The organism is Streptomyces sp. NPDC058335, assembly GCF_042723915.1.
Taxonomy (GTDB): domain Bacteria; phylum Actinomycetota; class Actinomycetes; order Streptomycetales; family Streptomycetaceae; genus Streptomyces.
In genome coordinates this window covers 1-19,459 of record NZ_JBHXHX010000024.1, presented here as the reverse complement: position 1 = coordinate 19,459, position 19,459 = coordinate 1, and the positions used below count along the sequence as shown (strand labels likewise).

General features: G+C 71.6%; 17 protein-coding genes. 2 read left to right on the top strand and 15 right to left on the bottom strand.

The genetic code is table 11. The features are described from left to right. Positions 1–16: 16 nt before the first annotated feature. The gene (gene fmt / locus ACFWJX_RS34565) at positions 17–961 is read right to left on the bottom strand and encodes a methionyl-tRNA formyltransferase (RefSeq protein ID WP_383250279.1); all 945 of its coding nucleotides are present in this window, start codon (positions 959–961) and stop codon (positions 17–19) included. 325 nt (positions 962–1,286) lie between these two features. Between fmt and ACFWJX_RS34560 the strand changes: the two genes are divergently transcribed. After that, positions 1,287–1,844: a hypothetical protein gene (locus tag ACFWJX_RS34560; RefSeq protein WP_383250278.1), complete on the top strand. Its 558-nt coding sequence runs from the start codon at positions 1,287–1,289 to the stop codon at positions 1,842–1,844. A 76-nt stretch (positions 1,845–1,920) separates the two neighbouring features. Here ACFWJX_RS34560 and ACFWJX_RS34555 read toward each other — a convergent pair whose 3' ends face one another. The 14 genes from ACFWJX_RS34555 to pyrR form a co-directional block, all read right to left on the bottom strand. Continuing rightward, positions 1,921–4,104: a primosomal protein N' gene (locus ACFWJX_RS34555; protein WP_383250277.1), complete on the bottom strand. Its 2,184-nt coding sequence runs from the start codon at positions 4,102–4,104 to the stop codon at positions 1,921–1,923. Positions 4,105–4,250: 146 nt separating this feature from the next. Then, positions 4,251–5,459, bottom strand: coding sequence for a methionine adenosyltransferase (gene metK, locus ACFWJX_RS34550; RefSeq protein ID WP_383250276.1), 1,209 nt, complete (start codon positions 5,457–5,459; stop codon positions 4,251–4,253). Positions 5,460–5,696: 237 nt separating this feature from the next. Then, complete coding sequence (gene coaBC / locus ACFWJX_RS34545) at positions 5,697–6,899, bottom strand: bifunctional phosphopantothenoylcysteine decarboxylase/phosphopantothenate--cysteine ligase CoaBC (RefSeq protein ID WP_383250275.1); 1,203 nt, start codon at positions 6,897–6,899, stop codon at positions 5,697–5,699. Positions 6,900–7,057: 158 nt separating this feature from the next. After that, positions 7,058–7,330, bottom strand: a complete 273-nt coding sequence (gene rpoZ, locus ACFWJX_RS34540; protein ID WP_003977348.1) for a DNA-directed RNA polymerase subunit omega — start codon at positions 7,328–7,330, stop codon at positions 7,058–7,060. Between the two features lie 52 nt (positions 7,331–7,382). Beyond that, complete coding sequence (gmk, locus tag ACFWJX_RS34535) at positions 7,383–7,976, bottom strand: guanylate kinase (RefSeq protein ID WP_383250274.1); 594 nt, start codon at positions 7,974–7,976, stop codon at positions 7,383–7,385. Positions 7,977–8,036: 60 nt separating this feature from the next. After that, positions 8,037–8,360, bottom strand: coding sequence for an integration host factor (locus ACFWJX_RS34530; RefSeq protein WP_073493500.1), 324 nt, complete (start codon positions 8,358–8,360; stop codon positions 8,037–8,039). A gap of 279 nt (positions 8,361–8,639) precedes the next feature. Further along, positions 8,640–9,482 (bottom strand): orotidine-5'-phosphate decarboxylase, encoded by an 843-nt coding sequence (gene pyrF / locus ACFWJX_RS34525; protein ID WP_383250273.1) that lies wholly within the window; start codon positions 9,480–9,482, stop codon positions 8,640–8,642. Next, positions 9,479–10,585 (bottom strand): quinone-dependent dihydroorotate dehydrogenase, encoded by a 1,107-nt coding sequence (locus ACFWJX_RS34520; RefSeq protein ID WP_383250272.1) that lies wholly within the window; start codon positions 10,583–10,585, stop codon positions 9,479–9,481. Before ACFWJX_RS34520 ends, pyrF begins: the two co-directional genes overlap by 4 nt. A 53-nt stretch (positions 10,586–10,638) precedes the next feature. Next, positions 10,639–13,947, bottom strand: coding sequence for a carbamoyl-phosphate synthase large subunit (gene carB / locus ACFWJX_RS34515; RefSeq protein WP_383250271.1), 3,309 nt, complete (start codon positions 13,945–13,947; stop codon positions 10,639–10,641). After that, the gene (carA, locus tag ACFWJX_RS34510) at positions 13,940–15,097 is read right to left on the bottom strand and encodes a glutamine-hydrolyzing carbamoyl-phosphate synthase small subunit (RefSeq protein ID WP_383250270.1); all 1,158 of its coding nucleotides are present in this window, start codon (positions 15,095–15,097) and stop codon (positions 13,940–13,942) included. Before carA ends, carB begins: the two co-directional genes overlap by 8 nt. After that, positions 15,094–15,660, bottom strand: a complete 567-nt coding sequence (locus tag ACFWJX_RS34505) for a hypothetical protein (RefSeq protein WP_383250269.1) — start codon at positions 15,658–15,660, stop codon at positions 15,094–15,096. The genes carA and ACFWJX_RS34505 overlap by 4 nt, the downstream gene beginning before the upstream one ends. Beyond that, the gene (locus ACFWJX_RS34500; protein ID WP_383250268.1) at positions 15,657–16,943 is read right to left on the bottom strand and encodes a dihydroorotase; all 1,287 of its coding nucleotides are present in this window, start codon (positions 16,941–16,943) and stop codon (positions 15,657–15,659) included. Before ACFWJX_RS34500 ends, ACFWJX_RS34505 begins: the two co-directional genes overlap by 4 nt. Positions 16,944–16,948: 5 nt before the next feature. Continuing rightward, a complete protein-coding gene (locus ACFWJX_RS34495) occupies positions 16,949–17,929 on the bottom strand; it encodes an aspartate carbamoyltransferase catalytic subunit (RefSeq protein ID WP_383250267.1) in 981 nt (326 codons plus the stop codon). 82 nt (positions 17,930–18,011) lie between these two features. Then, positions 18,012–18,626: a bifunctional pyr operon transcriptional regulator/uracil phosphoribosyltransferase PyrR gene (gene pyrR / locus ACFWJX_RS34490; RefSeq protein WP_383250356.1), complete on the bottom strand. Its 615-nt coding sequence runs from the start codon at positions 18,624–18,626 to the stop codon at positions 18,012–18,014. Positions 18,627–18,886: 260 nt separating this feature from the next. On the opposite strand from pyrR, the gene bldD reads away from it, so the two are divergent. Further along, positions 18,887–19,387: a transcriptional regulator BldD gene (gene bldD / locus ACFWJX_RS34485; RefSeq protein ID WP_020128858.1), complete on the top strand. Its 501-nt coding sequence runs from the start codon at positions 18,887–18,889 to the stop codon at positions 19,385–19,387. Positions 19,388–19,459: the final 72 nt, after the last annotated feature.

The following is a 19,459-nucleotide window of genomic DNA, read 5'->3' as shown; positions in this document are numbered from 1 at the left end:
GGAGCGTTACCCCCGGCTACGCACCCGTCGGCTCCCCGACCCGCTCACCGTCCGCGATGCGCACCCCGCGGGCCCAGTCGGCCGCCTGCATCGGCTTCTTGCCCTGCGCCTGCACCCACAGCAGCTCGACGGCGTACGACCCGGTGCCGACGTGCACGCTGTTCTTGCCGACGGCCAGTTCGCCCGGCGCGAGGTCCTCGCGCCCCGGCGCGGTCCGCACCTGGACGAGCTTGAGCCGCTCACCGCGGAACCTGGTCCAGGCGCCCGGCGCGGGCGTGCACCCGCGCACCACACGGTCGACGCGCATCGCCGGAGCGGTCCAGTCCACCTGGGCGTCCTCCACGGAGATCTTCGGGGCCAGCGTGATGCCGTCCTGGGGCTGCGGTACGGCCTTCAGCGTGCCGTCCTCGATGCCGTCCATGGTGGCGGCGAGCAGCCCGGCACCCGCGAAGGCCAGCCGGGTCAGCAGGTCACCGCTGGTGTCGGTGGGCCGGATCTCCTCCGTCACCGTGCCGTAGACGGGCCCGGAGTCGAGCCCCTCCTCGATGAGGAACGTGGAGGCGCCGGTGATCTCGTCACCCGCCATGACGGCGTGCTGCACCGGCGCGGCCCCCCGCCAGGCGGGCAGCAGCGAGAAGTGCAGATTGACCCAGCCGCGGGCCGGGATGTCGAGCGCCGCCTTCGGCAGCAGGGCGCCGTAGGCGACGACGGGACAGCAGTCCGGCGCGATCTCCGCGAGCCGCGCCAGGAACTCCGGCTCCCGCGGCCGGGCGGGCTTCAGCACCTCGATCCCGGCCTCCTCGGCCCGCTGGGCCACGGGAGAGGCGACCAGCCTGCGCCCCCGGCCCGCCTGCGCGTCGGGTCGCGTGACGACGGCGGCCACCTCGTGCCGCCCGGAGGCGAGCAGGGCGTCCAGAGCGGGAACGGCGACCTCGGGGGTACCGGCGAACACGAGCTTCATGAGTGGGCACGGGCCTCTCGGAGGAAACGGACGACGGGCGACGCACAAGTTTATTGCGCCGGAAGGAAGAGCCGCCGACGGCGCTGAGCACCCGCGGGAGAGGTTCACTCCCTGCCCGACCGGTCGCGCGGTGAGCGGGTGGGAGACAGAAACGGCGAAGGCCGAGCCGAGACCTCCGCCGGGGGCGTACGCATATGCCCATACGCCCCCACACCGTGACCAGCGGAGCGCACCCGCGTTGGTCAAGACAGAGTTGACCACACCGGACCGCGCCCACCGCGGCCCGCCCCCTTATCTCTTCAACGCCGGTTCGAGAGGCTTGTTCATGGCCGACCACGCAACCCACGACGCCCAGGCTCGGGCCAGCCTGCAATTGCTGGTGCGGGACATCGAGCGGGTCCGCCGGCAGGTGGACGCGCTGCGCACCCTCACCGCCCAGCTGGGCAACGTCTACCGCCCGCGCCGCTCCGGCCCGTCCACGGGCTTCGTCGTCTACGGACGCGCCCCCGCTCCGACGGTCCGCCTCGCCCAGGAACTGCGGGACAGTGTCGAGACCCTGGTCACCGCGGCGGTGGACTTCGACCGCTCGCTCGGCTTCTCGTGGGACGCGGTCGGCTCCGCGCTCGGCGTCACCAAGCAGGCGGTCCACCGCCGCTACGGCGCCCGCCGGGCGGCCGCTCAGACAGCCACGGCCACCGCCACGGACGTCGAGCGCACGACGGCGGAGGCTCCGGTCCCCCGCACGGTCAATGTGGGCACCGGCATCGCCGTGGTGCCCACGGTCCCCGCGGCCCGCTCGATGCCGACCCAGCCGACGGGGGGCAGCTCGTCCCTGCGCGAGGAAGCAAGACCGACGGCCTTCCCCGGCCCGCGGAACGGCTGAGGCGCTCCGCCCCGCTGCCCTCTCGGCGCACGTCCGAGAGGGCAGACGCATGTCCGCTACGCAGCCCCTGCGACGCTCAGCCGATGTCCGGCGGATCGACCCGCACCCACACCGCTCCCGAGACCCCCTCGCTCCGCGAGGCCGCCGCACCGCCCCGCGCCGCCATCCGCGCGGCCTGGGCCGTCTTGAGCGCCGCGGCCAGGGCGGCGCCCTTCCCCGGCGGCACCCGGATCAGCGCCCGCTCCCACTGCTCGCCGGGCGGCGGCGCCCCCGGCCGACGGGTCCGCCCCGCCGGCGTGACCGGCAGCGGGACGGGCCCCAGTACCTCGGCCTCCCCGGGCAGCTCCACGGAACCCAGGAACGCGGCGAGCGCCTCCCCCGTCGCCGCGACGGCCGCCATCCGTGACACCGGTGGAAAGCCCAGTTCGGCCCGCTCCGTCAGTTCCCGCACGGCGTGTCCGACGGGGTCCCACCGCACCAGCGCCTGCACCGGCCGCAGGGTCGGTTCGGCGACGACGACCACGGTCCCCCCGTCGCCCTGCGGCCGTACCAGCGAGGCTGCCGCGATCCAGCGCCGCAGCGCGTCCTCCCCGGCCCGCAGGTCGGGCCGCCCGACCATGGCCCAGCCGTCCAGCAGCAGGGCCGCCGCGTACCCGCCCTCGGCGACGGGCTCGGCCCCCGGCGTGCTCACGACGAGCGCGGGCGTACCCGGCACGGTGTCCAGCACCTGTTCCCGCCCGGACGTGCGCACCGGGACGGCGGGGAACGCCCGGCCCAGTTCCTCGGCGGTCCGCCGCGCCCCGACGACCTGGGCGCGCAGCCGGAACCCCCCGCACTCCGGGCAGTGCCAGGCGTTCTCCTCGCGCCCGCACCAGCCGCACCAGAGCGATCCGCTGTCCCGCGCCTCCAGGGGCCCGGAACAGTGCCGGCACCGGGCGGGTGCCCGGCAGGCGGCGCACGCCATGCGCGGCACATAGCCGCGCCGTGGGACCTGCACGAGCACGGGCCCGTGCCGCAGTCCTTCACGGACGGCCTGCCAGGCGAGGCTGGGCAACCGGGCGGCCCGCGCCGCCTCGTCCCGGGCGAGATCCTGGTCCCCGACGGTCCGCACCAGCGGCACGGCCCGCCGTACCTGCTCCCGGTCGGCGACCAGGGGCCGCGCCCACCCGCTCTCGACCAGCTGCGCGCCCTCGACGGTGCAGCTCCAGCCGCCCATCAGAAAGCCGCACCCGTCCTGCGCCGCCCGCAGCAGCAGCACATCGCGCGCGTGCGGCTGGGGGGCGTGCTGCTCGCTGTGGCTGTCGTCCCCGTCGTCCCACACGGCCACCAGCCCGAGGTCACGCACCGGGGCGAACATGGCGGCCCGCGTCCCGACGACCGCGCGCACGCTGCCGCGCCGCACGGCGAGCCACTCCCGGTACCGCTTCTCCGGCCCGGCGTCGGCGGTGAGCAGCGCATGCCGCCCCTCCCCCAGCAGAGCCGTCAGAGCGCCGTCCACGCGCGCGGCGGCCCGCCCGTCCGGTACGACGACGAGGGCCCCGCGCCCCGAGGCCAGCGTGGCGGCGACGGCCCTGGCCAGTTCCTCGCTCCACCCGGGACCGGGCAGGGCGTTCCACACGGCCCTCGGGGCCCCTCCCGAGGCGAGCGCGTCGAGGAACGCGCCCCCGTGCTGGTAACGCCCCCAGGACCCCGGCTGGGGCGCCTCCGGCGGGGGAAGCGGCGCGGGTGAGGGCCGCTGCTCGGCGCGAGCGCTGCGCGGCGGCACCGCCAGCTGGAGGACGTCCGCCAGGCTCCCCGCGTACCGGTCGGCGACGGCCCGCGCCAGCCCGAGCAGCTCCGGACTCAGCACGGGCTCGGGCGACACGACCTGGGCGAGGGCGGCCAGCGGCCCGGCGTAGTCCGACTCGGCGAGCCGCTCGACGAGAAACCCGTCGATCAGCCCCCCGCCCTCTCGGCGCCCCTCGCGCACCCGTCCGCGCCCGGCACCGAACCGGACCCGCACCCGCACACCGGGCTGGGCGTCCGCGTCCAGCTCGGCCGGCACCGCGTAGTCGAAGTACCGGTCGAGGTGCAGGACCCCCTTGTCGACGAGCACCCGCGCGACCGGCAGTTGCTCGGCGAGCGCCGCTCCCCGCCAGGTCCGGGGCTTCGCCCGCGGCACCTTGGCCTGCCGGACGGTCTCCCGGAGAAGCGCGAGCTGCTCCGGCGGCGCCCCGTCCCCGCCGCCACCGCCCTCCTGCTGCCCGTTCTCGCTGCTCACGCTTGCATTCATACCAAACGCCACTGACAGCGGCCCCGCCGAAGCCCGTACCCCTCAGCCGCCTGCCCGCGGGGCCGGGCCGCGCAACGCCGAGGCCCGGCCTCCCTGAGGAAGCCGGGCCCGGTGCGTGCGTCGAGGTCGGGAGCTCAGAGCCCCGCCGCCTCCTTGAGCGCGTCCACGCGGTCCGTGCGCTCCCACGTGAAGTCGGGCAGCTCGCGGCCGAAGTGGCCGTACGCGGCGGTCTGGGCGTAGATCGGGCGGAGCAGGTCGAGGTCCCGGATGATCGCGGCCGGGCGGAGGTCGAAGACCTCGTCGATGGCCTTCTCGATCTTCTCGGGATCGATCTTGTGCGTGCCGAAGGTCTCGACGAACAGACCGACCGGTTCGGCCTTGCCGATCGCGTAGGCGACCTGGACCTCGCAGCGCGCGGCCAGGCCGGCTGCGACGACGTTCTTCGCGACCCAGCGCATCGCGTACGCCGCGGACCGGTCGACCTTGGACGGGTCCTTGCCGGAGAAGGCACCGCCGCCGTGACGGGCCATGCCGCCGTACGTGTCGATGATGATCTTGCGGCCGGTCAGGCCGGCGTCGCCCATCGGGCCGCCGATCTCGAAGCGGCCGGTCGGGTTCACCAGCAGGCGGTAGTTCTCCGTGTCGAGCTTGATGCCCTCGTCCAGGAGCGCCTTCAGCTCCGGCTCCACGACGAACTCGCGGATGTCGGGCGCGAGCAGCGAGTCCAGGTCGATGTCGGACGCGTGCTGCGAGGAGACGACGACCGTGTCCAGCCGGACCGCCTTGTCGCCGTCGTACTCGATGGTGACCTGGGTCTTGCCGTCGGGGCGCAGGTACGGGATGGTCCCGTTCTTGCGGACGTCCGAGAGGCGCTTCGACAGGCGGTGGGCCAGGAAGATCGGGAGCGGCATCAGCGTCGGCGTCTCGTCGGACGCGTAGCCGAACATCAGGCCCTGGTCGCCGGCGCCCTGACGGTCCAGCTCGTCCTCGTCACCCTCGACCCGGGTCTCGTACGCCGTGTCGACACCCTGCGCGATGTCCGGGGACTGCGCGCCGATCGACACCGAGACGCCGCAGGAGGCGCCGTCGAAGCCCTTCTTCGAGGAGTCGTAGCCGATCTCCAGGATCTTGTCCCGGACCAGCTGCGGGATCGGCGCGTACGCCTTGGTGGTGACCTCACCGGCGACGTGCACCAGGCCGGTCGTGATCAGGGTTTCCACGGCGACCCGGGACGCCGGGTCCTCGCGCAGAAGCGCGTCGAGAATGGTGTCGCTGATCTGGTCAGCGATCTTGTCGGGGTGACCCTCGGTCACAGACTCCGAGGTGAACAGGCGACGGGACACAACGCTCCCTGGGGTTGCAGCGGCTGCTGGCTCATCATGGGCGGACGCGACGGGAGCTGCGCCCGGCGTCGTCCGACAACAGTTTATCGGTCGCGCTTCACCACCGGCCCACCTGTCTCGCCTCTCGGGAGCGCTGTGACCTGCGGCACAGGCATTCTGCCGAATGCGGGCCACTGTTGGCCAGGGGCGCACACCCGAACGGGCAATGCCGGGGGAACGGTGATGCGCATCAAACAATCACTCCAGACGCCGCGTCACCAGGTCCCACACGATTTCGGCCAGGGCTTCCTTGGGGCCGTGCGGGACCGGGGTCTCGCTGCCGTCGGCGCCCAGGACGACCGCCTCGTTCTCCTCGGAGCCGAAGGTCTTGCGCTCGCCGACCTCGTTGACCACCAGCAGATCGCAGCCCTTGCGCCGGAGCTTCGCCCGGCCGTTGGCCAGCACGTCGTCGGTCTCGGCGGCGAAGCCGACGACGACCTGGCCGGGGCGGGCGCGCTCGGCGGAGATCTCCGCGAGGATGTCCGGATTTCGCAGGAGAACGATGGGGTCCGGTTCCTGTCCGTCCTTCTTCTTGATCTTGCCCACGGCGTAGTTCGCAGGCCGGAAGTCGGCGACCGCGGCCGCCATGACCACCGCGTCGGCGTCGGCCGCCGCCTTCAGCACCGCTTCCCGAAGCTGTACGGCGGTGCCGACCGGGACGACGTCGACGCCCGCGGGGTCGGGCAGTGCGGCGTTGGCCGCGACGAGCGTGACGCGGGCGCCGCGGGCGGCGGCGGTACGGGCGAGGGCGTAGCCCTGCTTGCCCGAGGAGCGGTTGCCGAGGAAGCGGACGGGGTCGAGAGGCTCACGGGTGCCGCCCGCGCTGACGACGACATGCCGTCCGGCCAGGTCGGGTTCCCGGACGCCTCGGGCCAGGACGCGTCGGCAGACCTCGAAGATCTCGGCGGGGTCGGGCAGCCGGCCCTTGCCGGTGTCGACGCCGGTGAGCCGGCCGACGGCCGGTTCGACGACGACGGCACCGCGGCGGCGCAGCGTCGCCACGTTCTCCTGCGTGGCCGGGTGCTCCCACATCTCGGTGTGCATCGCCGGGGCGAAGACGACCGGACAGCGGGCGGTGAGCAGGGTGTTCGTCAGCAGGTCGTCGGCCAGGCCGTGGGCCGCCTTGGCGAGCATGTCGGCCGTGGCGGGGGCGACGACGACCAGGTCGGCGTGCTGGCCGATGCGGACGTGCGGGACCTCGTGGACGTCGTCCCAGACCTCGGTGGAGACCGGGTGGCCGGAGAGGGCGGACCAGGTGGCCGCGCCGACGAAGTGCAGGGCGGAGGCGGTGGGGACGACGCGCACGTCGTGGCCCGACTCGGTCAGTCTGCGCAGCAGCTCGCAGGCCTTGTACGCGGCGATGCCGCCACTGACCCCCAGCACGACCTTGGGTTTGTCCACCGTCTCTCCCCGACCTCGGAAAACGTACGCCGCGGCTCCCGGCGTACGGGTCCATGCTGCCTCATCGCGGGGGCCGACCCCCGCACCCCCGAGCAGACCACAGGCCCGGCAGTCGCGCTGCCGGGCCTGTGGGAAAAACTGACTGCGAGCTGAAAATACTACTGAGCCGGGCCCTCGATGGCCTCCGACGTCAGCAGACCCGCGTTGATCTCGCGGAGCGCGATCGAGAGCGGCTTCTCGTGGACGTGGGTGTCGACGAGCGGACCGACGTACTCGAGGAGGCCCTCGCCGAGCTGCGAGTAGTACGCGTTGATCTGGCGGGCCCGCTTGGCCGCGTAGATCACGAGGCTGTACTTCGAGTCGGTGGCCTCGAGGAGCTCGTCGATCGGCGGGTTGATGATGCCCTCGGGAGCGGAGATGGAAGAGGACACGCTCTACCTTCCGATAGGTGGGAAAAGACGGACGGTGATCACATGGTTCCGATCACACGACATCCATCAAGGCTAGCAGCTCGCGCGCTACGTCCTCGACGGAGGTGTTGACCAGGGTCTCGTCGAACTCCGGCTCGGCCGCGAGTTCGATCTTGGCCGCGTCCAGACGGCGTGCGATCACCTCGGGGGGCTCGGTGCCGCGGCCGGTGAGCCTGCGCACCAACTCCTCCCAGGAGGGCGGAGCCAGGAACACCAGCTGGGCCTCGGCCATGGAGCCGCGGACCTGCCGGGCGCCCTGGAGGTCGATCTCCAGGAGAACGGGCTCGCCCGCCTCCAGGCGCTCCAGTACGGCGGCACGCGGCGTGCCGTAGCGGTTGCCGGCGAACTCGGCCCACTCCAGCAGCTCGCCGTTGGCGATCAGCTTGTCCATCTCGTCGTCGGTGACGAAGAAGTAGTGGACGCCGTGCTGCTCGCCGGGGCGGGGCCTGCGGGTCGTCGCGGACACCGAGAGCCAGACCTCGGGGTGTTCCTTGCGCATATGAGCGACGACCGTGCTCTTGCCGACCCCAGAGGGGCCGGAGAGCACGGTCAGCCGCGGACGTGCGTCCGGGGGTTCGGGGGTCGTCCCCCGGGGTGTTACAGCCATGCAGCGATTATTCCAGCTGTCTCGCCGTGCCCGGGACGCTCTGCCCGGAGCACTTCGGACTCACTTGGCCGTGTCGCCGAACTCACGCTCCAGGGAGGCGATCTGGTTGGAGCCGAGACCGCGCACTCGGCGGCTCTCGGAGATGCCGAGCCGCTCCATGATCTGCTTGGCGCGGACCTTGCCCACGCCCGGCAGGGACTCCAGGAGTGCGGAGACCTTCATCTTGCCGACGACGTCATTCTCCTGGCCCTGCTTGATCACCTCGTGAAGGGAGGCGCCGGAGTGCTTGAGTCGATTCTTGACCTCGGCCCGCTCCCGGCGAGCCGCGGCGGCCTTTTCGAGCGCGGCTGCGCGCTGTTCGGGGGTAAGGGGCGGAAGAGCCACGCCTACGTCACCTCGGATGTCGAACTGTCGGATACGGACCGGTGAGGAACCTAGTCGCCCCACACCTGGGGAGCTACGAGCAACACGCTTGCCCGTTCACCCTCCGCTCGGAGACTAGCGGCCAACACCGCCAGAGTCAGCGAGAACAGCGGAAAAGTCCTGGTCAGCCTCAGCCAGGACGGATATTTAAGACAAATTGCCCCGGATTTGAGGATGTATTCAGGCTCAAGTCCGTCCGCGGCCGTCCGACGGAGACCCCGGTCGGACGGCCAAGGGCGTTCAGGCGGCTTCGACCGCCGCCCTGACCTGTTGCGCGAATCGATCCGCGGCGTCACGCAGCGCGACGACATCGGGTCCGTGGCGCAGCACTCCGCGGCTGACGTTCGGCACGACGTTGCGCACCGCGGCCCCGAAGACGCGCGGCAGGTCCGCCGGAGTCGCTCCCTGGGCCCCGATACCGGGCGCGAGGATCGGGCCGCTGATGTCGAGGTCGTACGCCGACAGGTCACCGAGCGTGGCACCGACGACCGCGCCGAAGGAGCCCAGCGGCTCCTCCCCGGCGTTCTCGGCGGCCAGGTGCGCCAGCATGGTCGCTCCGACGGTACGCCCGTCCGCCCGCACCGCGTGCTGGACCTCGCCGCCCTCCGGGTTGGAGGTCAGCGCCAGCACGAACAGTCCGGCGCCGCTCTCGCGCGCGAGCGCCACGGCGGGCGAGAGCGACCCGTAGCCGAGGTACGGCGAGACGGTCAGCGCGTCCGAGAACAGCGGGGCGTCCTTGCGCAGGAAGGACTCGGCGTACGCGGCCATGGTCGAGCCGATGTCGCCGCGCTTGGCGTCCATCACGACCAGGGCGCCGGCCGCCCGCGCCTCCTCGACGGACTTCTCCAGGACGGCGACCCCGCGTGAGCCGAACCGTTCGAAGAAGGCGCTCTGCGGCTTCAGGACGGCGACCCGGTCGGCCATGGCCTCGACGACCGTGCGGCTGAACCGCTCGAGACCGGCGACGGTGTCGTCCAGGCCCCACTCGGCGAGCAGCGAGGCGTGCGGGTCGATGCCGACGCAGAGGGGGCCGCGCTCGTCCATGGCACGGCGCAGTCGGGCGCCGAAGGGTTCCAGGGTCATGCCGTCTTCCTCACGTCGGCGCCGACCGCGTCGGCGAGGGTGGCGTACGGGCTGGTGCGCAGGCGGGCGGCGAGCCCCTTGTGGATCGCGCGGGCCCAGAAGGGCCCCTCGTAGACGAAGGCGCTGTAGCCCTGGACGAGGGTGGCGCCCGCGAGGATGCGCTCCCAGGCGTCCTCGGCGGTCTCGACGCCGCCGACGCCCACCAGGGTGATGCGGTCGCCCACGCGCGCGTAGAGGCGCCGCAGTACCTCCAGGGAGCGCGCTTTGAGCGGCGCTCCCGACAGGCCGCCGGTCTCCTTCACCAGGGTGGGTGCGGACGTCAGACCGAGGCCCTCGCGCGCGATGGTGGTGTTCGTGGCGATGATGCCGTCCAGGCCCAGCTCGACGGCGAGGTCGGCGACGGCGTCCACGTCCTCGTCGGCGAGGTCGGGGGCGATCTTCACCAGCAGCGGCACACGCCGGTGGGCGACCGTACGGTCGGCGGCCTCGCGCACCGCGCTCAGCAGCGGCCGCAGCGCCTCCGTGGCCTGGAGGTCGCGCAGCCCGGGGGTGTTCGGGGAGGAGACGTTGACGACCAGGTAGTCGGCGTAGGGCGCGAGCCGCTCGGCCGACTTCACGTAGTCGGCCACCGCCTCGGCCTCCGGTACGGCCTTGGTCTTGCCGATGTTGACGCCCACGACGGTCGTGAAGACGGGCTCGCGGGAGGCCAGGCGCGCGGCGACGGTCAGCGAGCCTTCGTTGTTGAAGCCCATGCGGTTGATCAGCGCACGGTCGGCGACGAGACGGAACAGCCGCTTCTTGGGGTTGCCGGGCTGCGCCTCCCCGGTGACCGTGCCGATCTCGACGTGGTCGAAGCCCACCATCGCCATGCCGTCGACGGCGACCGCGTTCTTGTCGAAGCCTGCGGCGAGCCCGAAGGGGCCGTGCATGCGCAGGCCGAAGGCCTCGGTGCGCAGTTCCTTGTGGCGGGGGGCGAGGGCGGCCGCGACGAACGTGCGCAGCACCGGGATCCGGGCGGCGAGCCGAATCCAGCGGAAGGCCAGGTGGTGGGCCTTCTCCGGATCCATCCGGGAGAAGACCAGGCGGAAGAAGAGCTTGTACATCACTGTGTCCTCATACGGAGGGGGACACCGTTTCCGGTGTCCCCCTGGGGCTGCTAGTCGCGGGCCGCGGTCAGATGCGCGGCGTGTTCCTGGAGGGAACGCACCCCCACATCCCCGTGGTTGAGGGCGTCGATGCCCTGGACGGCGGCGGCGAGCGCCTGGACCGTCGTCAGGCAGGGCACCGAGCGCGCCACCGCCGCCGTACGGATGTCGTAGCCGTCGAGGCGGCCGCCCGTGCCGTACGGGGTGTTGACGATGAGGTCGACCTGGCCGTCGTGGATCAGCTGGACGATGGTCTTCTCGCCGTTCGGGCCCACGCCCTCGGACTGCTTGCGCACGACCGTGGCGTTGATGCCGTTGCGCCGGAGGACCTCGGCGGTGCCGGAGGTCGCGAGCAGCTCGAAGCCGTGGGCGACCAGCTCGCGCGCCGGGAAGATCATCGAGCGCTTGTCGCGGTTGGCGACCGAGATGAACGCGCGGCCCTTGGTGGGCAGCGGGCCGTAGGCACCCGCCTGCGACTTGGCGTACGCCGTGCCGAAGACGGAGTCGATGCCCATGACCTCTCCGGTGGAGCGCATCTCCGGGCCCAGGATGGTGTCGACGCCGCGGCCGGAGGTGTCGCGGAAGCGGCTCCACGGCATCACGGCCTCCTTGACGGAGATCGGCGCGTCCAGCGGCAGCTCGCCGCCGTCACCGGTCGCCGGGAGGAGCCCTTCGGCGCGCAGCTCGGCGACGGTCGAGCCCAGGGAGATCCGGGCGGCGGCCTTGGCCAGCGGCACCGCGGTCGCCTTCGAGGTGAAGGGGACGGTGCGGGACGCGCGCGGGTTGGCCTCCAGGACGTAGAGGATGTCGCCGGCCATCGCGAACTGGATGTTGATCAGGCCGCGGACGCCCACCCCGCGCGCGATGGCCTCGGTGGAGGCCCGCAGGCGCTTGATGTCGAAGCCGCCGAGGGTGATCGGGGGCAGGGCGCACGCCGAGTCGCCGGAGTGGATGCCGGCCTCCTCGATGTGCTCCATGACGCCGCCGAGGTACAGCTCCTCGCCGTCGTAGAGCGCGTCGACGTCGATCTCGATGGCGTCGTCGAGGAAGCGGTCGACGAGGACCGGCCTGGTGGGGCTGATCTCGGTCGACTCGGCGATGTAGGAGGACAGCCGGGTCTCGTCGTAGACGATCTCCATGCCGCGGCCGCCGAGGACGTACGACGGCCGGACGAGGACCGGGTAGCCGATCTCGTCGGCGATGGCCTTGGCCCCGGCGAAGGTGGTGGCGGTGCCGTGCTTCGGGGCCGGCAGGCCGGCCTCGGCGAGGACACGGCCGAAGGCGCCCCGGTCCTCGGCCGCGTGGATCGCCTCGGGGGGCGTGCCGACGATCGGTACGCCGTTGTCCTTCAGCGCCTGCGCCAGGCCCAGCGGGGTCTGGCCGCCGAGCTGGACGATCACACCGGCGATCGGCCCGGCCTGCGCCTCGGCGTGGACGATCTCCAGCACGTCCTCGAGGGTCAGCGGCTCGAAGTACAGGCGGTCTGAGGTGTCGTAGTCGGTGGAGACGGTCTCCGGGTTGCAGTTGACCATCACCGTCTCGTACCCGGCGTCGGACAGCGCGAAGGAGGCGTGGACGCAGGAGTAGTCGAACTCGATGCCCTGGCCGATGCGGTTCGGGCCGGAGCCCAGGATGATGACGGCCGGCTTCTCGCGCGGCGCGACCTCGCTCTCCTCGTCGTAGGAGGAGTAGAAGTACGGCGTCTTCGCGGCGAACTCGGCGGCGCAGGTGTCGACCGTCTTGTAGACCGGGCGGATGCCCAGCGCGTGCCGGACCTCGCGGACGACGTCCTCGCGCAGGCCGCGGATCTCGGCGATCTGCTGGTCGGAGAAGCCGTGCCGCTTGGCCTCGGCGAGCAGGTCGACGTCCAGACGGTCGGCGGCGGCCAGGTCGTCGGCGACCTCCTTGATCAGGAACAGCTGGTCGACGAACCAGGGGTCGATCTTCGTGTACGCGAAGACCTCCTCGGGGGTGGCGCCCGCGCGGATGGCCTGCATGACGGTGTTGATCCGGCCGTCGGTGGGACGGACGGCCTCCGTCAGGAGCTGCTGCTTGTCGCCGGGCTCGCCGACGAAGGTGAACTGGCTGCCCTTCTTCTCCAGCGAGCGCAGCGCCTTCTGGAAGGCCTCGGTGAAGTTGCGGCCGATGGCCATGGCCTCGCCGACGGACTTCATGGTGGTCGTCAGCGTCGAGTCCGCGCTCGGGAACTTCTCGAAGGCGAAGCGGGGTGCCTTGACGACGACGTAGTCGAGCGTGGGCTCGAAGGAGGCCGGGGTCTCCTTGGTGATGTCGTTCGGGATCTCGTCGAGGGTGTAGCCGACGGCGAGCTTGGCCGCGATCTTGGCGATCGGGAAGCCGGTCGCCTTGGAGGCCAGCGCCGACGAACGCGACACGCGCGGGTTCATCTCGATGACGATGACCCGGCCGTCCTCGGGGTTCACCGCGAACTGGATGTTGCAGCCGCCGGTGTCCACGCCGACCTCGCGGATCACGGCGATGCCGATGTCGCGCAGGGTCTGGTACTCGCGGTCGGTCAGCGTCATCGCGGGCGCGACGGTGATCGAGTCGCCGGTGTGCACGCCCATGGGGTCGAAGTTCTCGATGGAGCAGACGACCACCACGTTGTCGTGCTTGTCGCGCATCAGCTCCAGCTCGTACTCCTTCCAGCCGAGGATGGACTCCTCCAGGAGCACCTCGGTGGTCGGCGAGAGCGTGAGGCCCTGGCCGGCGATCCGGCGCAGCTCCTCCTCGTCGTGGGCGAAGCCGGAGCCGGCGCCGCCCATGGTGAAGGAGGGGCGGACGACGACCGGGTAGCCGCCGAGCGTGTCGACGCCGGCGACGACCTCGTCCATGGTGTGGCAGATGACGGAGCGGGCGGACTCGCCGTGCCCGATCTTGCGGCGGACCTCCGCCACGACGTCCTTGAACTGCTCGCGGTCCTCGCCCTTGTGGATGGCCTCCACGTTGGCACCGATCAGCTCGACGCCGTACTTCTCCAGGACGCCGTTCTCGGACAGCGAGATGGCCGTGTTGAGGGCCGTCTGGCCACCCAGGGTGGGCAGCAGCGTGTCCGGCCGCTCCTTGGCGATGATCTTCTCGACGAACTCGGGGGTGATCGGCTCGACGTAGGTGGCGTCGGCGATCTCCGGGTCGGTCATGATCGTCGCCGGGTTGGAGTTGACGAGGATCACGCGCAGGCCTTCGGCGCGCAGGACGCGGCACGCCTGGGTGCCGGAGTAGTCGAACTCGGCGGCCTGTCCGATGACGATCGGGCCGGAGCCGATGACCAGGACGGACTGGATATCGGTGCGCTTAGGCACGCTGGCCCTCCATCAGGACTGTGTTCATCAAAGACGTGAAGCGGTCGAACAGGTAGGCGGCATCGTGCGGGCCGGCTGCCGCTTCGGGGTGGTACTGGACGGAGAAGGCCGGCTGGTCGAGCAGCTGGAGCCCCTCCACGACGTTGTCGTTCAGGCAGACGTGCGAGACCTCGACGCGCCCGAACCTGGTCTCGCTGACCTTGTCGAGGGGCGCGTCCACGGCGAATCCGTGGTTGTGCGCGGTGACCTCGACCTTGCCGGTCGTACGGTCCTGGACGGGCTGGTTGATGCCGCGGTGGCCGTACTTCAGCTTGTAGGTGCCGAAGCCGAGGGCGCGGCCGAGGATCTGGTTGCCGAAGCAGATGCCGAACAGGGGAGTCCGGCGCTCCAGCACCTCGGCCATCAGTGCCACGGGGCCGTCGGCGGTGGCCGGGTCGCCCGGACCGTTGGAGAAGAACACGCCGTCGGGGTTCACTGCGTACACCTCGTCGGCGGTGGCCGTCGCGGGCAGCACATGCACCTCGATGCCGCGCTCGGCCATGCGGTGCGGGGTCATGCCCTTGATGCCGAGGTCGATGGCGGCGACCGTGAACCGCTTCTCGCCGACCGCCGGGACGACGTACGCCTCCTGGGTGGCGACCTCCTCGTAGAGGCTCGCGCCCTTCATGTGCGGCTGGGCCTGCACGCGCGCGAGCAGCTCGGGCTCGGCCGCGATCGCCTCACCGGAGAAGATGCCGGCGCGCATGGAGCCGCGCTCGCGCAGGTGGCGGGTGAGGGCGCGGGTGTCGATGCCGGAGATGCCGACGACGTTCTGTCCGGCCAGTTCGTCGTCCAGGGAGCGCTTGGACCGCCAGTTGGACGGCACGCGCGCGGGGTCGCGCACGACGTAGCCGGAGACCCAGATGCGGCCCGACTCGTCGTCCTCGTCGTTCCAGCCGGTGTTGCCGATCTGCGGGGCGGTCGCCACGACGATCTGGCGGTCGTAGGAGGGGTCGGTCAGGGTCTCCTGGTAGCCGGTCATGCCGGTGGAGAACACCGCTTCGCCGAAGGTCTCCCCCACGGCCCCATAGGCACGGCCGCGGAAGATCCGGCCGTCCTCCAGGACGAGTACGGCGGGAGCCTTCGCGGCTCCCCTGGTGGAGGTCGTCATCGTGCGCCTTCCGTTTCCCTCTTGTTGATCATGGAGTTGATGGTGTCGACCCATTCGGTGTGCTCGGCCGCGTGGTCCGAGCGGAACCCGGAGTCGATCAGCTTGTCGCCGTGCTCCCAGGTCACCAGGAGCAGTCCGCCCTCGGCGAGGACCTTGCCGGCGATGCCCTTGCCGAGCACCGCCTCGCGCAGCGCGCCGGCCGGGACGAAGAAGTCGCTCGCGCCGGGGCGTACGACGTCCAGGCCCGCGTCCGTCAGGGTGAGCTCGACCCGGCTGCGGGTGCCCAGGCCGTGCGCGACGATGCGGTCGAGCCACTGCCCGGCGGTGGTGGAGCCGTGGTAGCGGCCGCTCATCGTCAGTCTCGCCTCACCCGGGTCGGACGGCGCGGTAAGCAGCTCCGGCAGGTCGCTCTGGAGCGTGCCGCGCCACTTCCAGCCCTCGCGCATCAGCCAGTAGACGAGCGCGACGAAGAGGCCGAGGCCGACGACCCAGCCGACGCGGGCGGCCCAGTCGGTCACTGCGGCCGATTCCTTCTCGGCCGCGAGCAGGATTACAGGTGTCACGTGAGCTTCCCGTCGACGAGCGTGGCCTTGCCCCGGAGCCAGGTGTGCGTCACACGGCCCGGCAGCTCACGCCCCGCGTACGGGGTGTTCCGGCTGCGCGAGGCGAAGCCCGCGGGGTCCACCGACCCACGGTATGCCGTGTCGAGGAGCGTGAGGTTGGCGGGCTCACCAGCCGAGACGGGCCGCCCGTGGCCCTTGGCCTGCCCGATGCGGGCCGGCGCGAAGGACATGCGCTCGGCGACCCCGGCCCAGTCCAGCAGGCCCGTCTCCACCATCGTCTCCTGGACCACCGACAGCGCGGTCTCCAGGCCGACCATGCCCATGGCGGCGGCGGCCCACTCGCAGTCCTTGTCCTCGTGCGGGTGCGGGGCGTGGTCGGTGGCGACGATGTCGATGGTGCCGTCGGCGAGCGCCTCACGCAGGGCGTGCACGTCACGCTCGGTGCGCAGCGGCGGGTTCACCTTGTAGACCGGGTCGTAGGAGCGCACCAGCTCGTCGGTGAGGAGGAGGTGGTGCGGGGTGACCTCGGCGGTGACGTCGATGCCGCGGGACTTGGCCCAGCGGACGATCTCGACGGACCCGGCGGTCGACAGGTGGCAGATGTGGACGCGGGAACCGACGTGCTCGGCGAGCAGCACGTCCCGCGCGATGATCGACTCCTCGGCGACGGCCGGCCAGCCGCCGAGCCCCAGCTCGGCGGAGACGACGCCCTCGTTCATCTGGGCGCCCTCGGTCAGCCGCGGCTCCTGCGCGTGCTGGGCGACGACCCCGCCGAAGGCCTTCACGTACTCCAGGGCGCGGCGCATCATCACGGCGTCGTCCACGCACTTGCCGTCGTCGGAGAACACGGTGACCCCGGCGGCCGACTCGTGCATGGCGCCCAGCTCGGCGAGCTTCCTGCCCTCCAGGCCGACGGTGACGGCGCCGATGGGCTGCACGTCGCAGTAGCCGTGCTCGCGGCCCAGTCGCCAGACCTGCTCGACGACGCCGGCGGTGTCGGCGACGGGGAAGGTGTTGGCCATGGCGAACACGGCCGTGAAGCCGCCGCTCGCGGCCGCCCGGGTGCCGGTCAGGACGGTCTCGGAGTCCTCGCGGCCCGGCTCGCGCAGATGGGTGTGCAGGTCGACGAGGCCCGGCAGCAGCACCTTGCCGTCCGCCTCGACGACCTCCGCCCCCTCGGCGGACAGCCCGCTGCCGACGGCCTCGACGACCTCGCCGTCGATCAGGACGTCCTGGGGCTCGCCGCCGAGCACCCGCGCACCACGGATCAGGATCTTGCTCATGGTCGTTACTTCTCCTCGGTGGTACGGGCGTGGGCGACGGCGGGTTCGTTCCCGCCCAGGAGCAGGTACAGGACGGCCATCCGGATCGAGACCCCGTTGGCGACCTGTTCGACGACGGTGCAGCGGTCGGAGTCGGCGACCTCGGCGGTGATCTCCATGCCGCGGACCATCGGGCCGGGGTGCATCACGATGGCGTGCTCGGGCATCCGCGCCATCCGGTCGCCGTCGAGGCCGTAGCGCCGCGAGTACTCGCGCTCGGTCGGGAAGAAGGCGGCGTTCATCCGCTCGCGCTGGACGCGCAGCATCATCACGGCGTCGGACTTGGGCAGCGTGCTGTCGAGGTCGTACGACACCTCGCAGGGCCAGGTCTCGACGCCGACCGGCACCAGGGTGGGCGGGGCGACGAGGGTGACCTCGGCACCGAGCGTGTGCAGCAGGTCGACGTTGGAGCGGGCGACCCGGCTGTGCAGGACGTCACCGACGAGGGTGATGCGCTTGCCGGACAGGTCCCGGCCGAGCCCGGCGTCCCGGCCGACGAGCCGGCGGCGCATGGTGAAGGCGTCCAGCAGGGCCTGGGTGGGGTGCTGGTGGGTGCCGTCACCGGCGTTGATGACGGCGGCGTCGATCCAGCCGGAGGTGGCGAGGCGGTACGGCGCTCCGGAGGCGCCGTGCCGGATGACGACGGCGTCGACGCCCATGGCCTCCAGGGTCTGGGCGGTGTCCTTCAGGGACTCGCCCTTGGAGACGCTGGAGCCCTTGGCGGTGAAGTTGATGACGTCCGCGGACAGGCGCTTCTCGGCGGCCTCGAAGGAGATCCGGGTCCGGGTGGAGTCCTCGAAGAACAGGTTGACGATCGTGCGGCCGCGCAGGGTCGGCAGCTTCTTGATGGGCCGGTCCGCCACCCGGGCCATCTCCTCGGCGGTGTCGAGAACATGGACGGCGTCGTCGCGGGTGAGGTCGGCGGCCGAGATGAGATGACGCTGCATCTGTCAGGCTCCGTAAGACATGAGGGAGTTTTCGGGCATGCGGGCGCGTGGGGGCACGCACTCGGGGGCGTACGTCGGAGTGCTAGCGCTGTGCGCCCGGGGCGGTCTGCCTGACACCGAGCAGCACGGTGTCGCGACCGTCCTCCTCGGCCAGCTGGACCTTGACCGTCTCCCGCAGTGACGTGGGGAGGTTCTTGCCGACGTAGTCGGCGCGGATGGGCAGTTCGCGGTGACCGCGGTCGACGAGGACCGCGAGCTGCACCGCGCGGGGGCGCCCGATGTCGTTCAGGGCGTCGAGGGCGGCGCGGATGGTGCGGCCGGAGAAAAGCACGTCGTCGACGAGGACGACCAGCTTGCCGTCGATCCCGTCGCCGGGGATCTCGGTGCGGGCCAGCGCACGCGGCGGGTGCATGCGCAGGTCGTCGCGGTACATGGTGATGTCGAGGGAGCCGACCGGGATCTTGCGGTCGGTGATCTGCTCGAGCTTGGCGGCGAGCCGACGGCCGAGGAAGACGCCCCGGGTCGGGATGCCGAGGAGCACCACGTCGTCGGCGCCCTTGGCGCGTTCGACGATCTCGTGGGCGATACGGGTCAGCACCCGCGCGATGTCGGGGCCTTCGAGAACGGGCCGCGCGTCCTGCGTGTCGTGCGAGCCCTGCGGGTCTTGGCTGTCCTGCGAGTCCTGCTTGTCCTGCATGTCCATATGAAACGGACCTCCTTCTCCGCCTCACGGGACGGACCTTAAAGGACGTCGGATTTGCGCCATCCACGGTAGCAGGCCGGGAGGACGCCCCCGTTCACCCTATTGGCTCAATCGGCCACGGATACCACGGAAGAGTCGGTGTGGACCATTCGGCTTGACGCAGAAGAATCACGCTGCGTAACCTCACAGTGAGTTACCAGCCGCGCGGCATGGAAACCCAACCCAGTCGCGTCGACCCAGTGCCGGGGAGCTATATGTCCAGCGAATACGCCAAACAGCTCGGGGCCAAGCTCCGGGCGATCCGCACCCAGCAGGGCCTTTCCCTCCACGGTGTCGAGGAGAAGTCCCAGGGACGCTGGAAGGCGGTCGTGGTCGGTTCGTACGAGCGCGGCGACCGCGCCGTGACCGTGCAGCGCCTTGCGGAGCTGGCCGATTTCTACGGTGTTCCCGTGCAGGAGCTGCTCCCGGGCACCACTCCGGGCGGGGCCGCCGAGCCGCCGCCGAAGCTGGTCCTGGACCTGGAGCGGCTGGCCCATGTGCCGGTCGAGAAGGCCGGTCCCCTCCAGCGGTACGCGGCCACGATCCAGTCGCAGCGCGGCGACTACAACGGCAAGGTGCTGTCGATCCGCCAGGACGACCTGCGCACGCTCGCCGTCATCTACGACCAGTCGCCCTCGGTCCTGACCGAGCAGCTGATCAGCTGGGGCGTGCTGGACGCGGACGCGCGTCGCGCGGTCTCCCACGAGGAGGGCTGAGCGCTAGCGGCGACTCAGCAGAAACGTACCGCCGGGGCGGCCGGACCGAGAGGTCCCGGCCGCCCCCGCGGC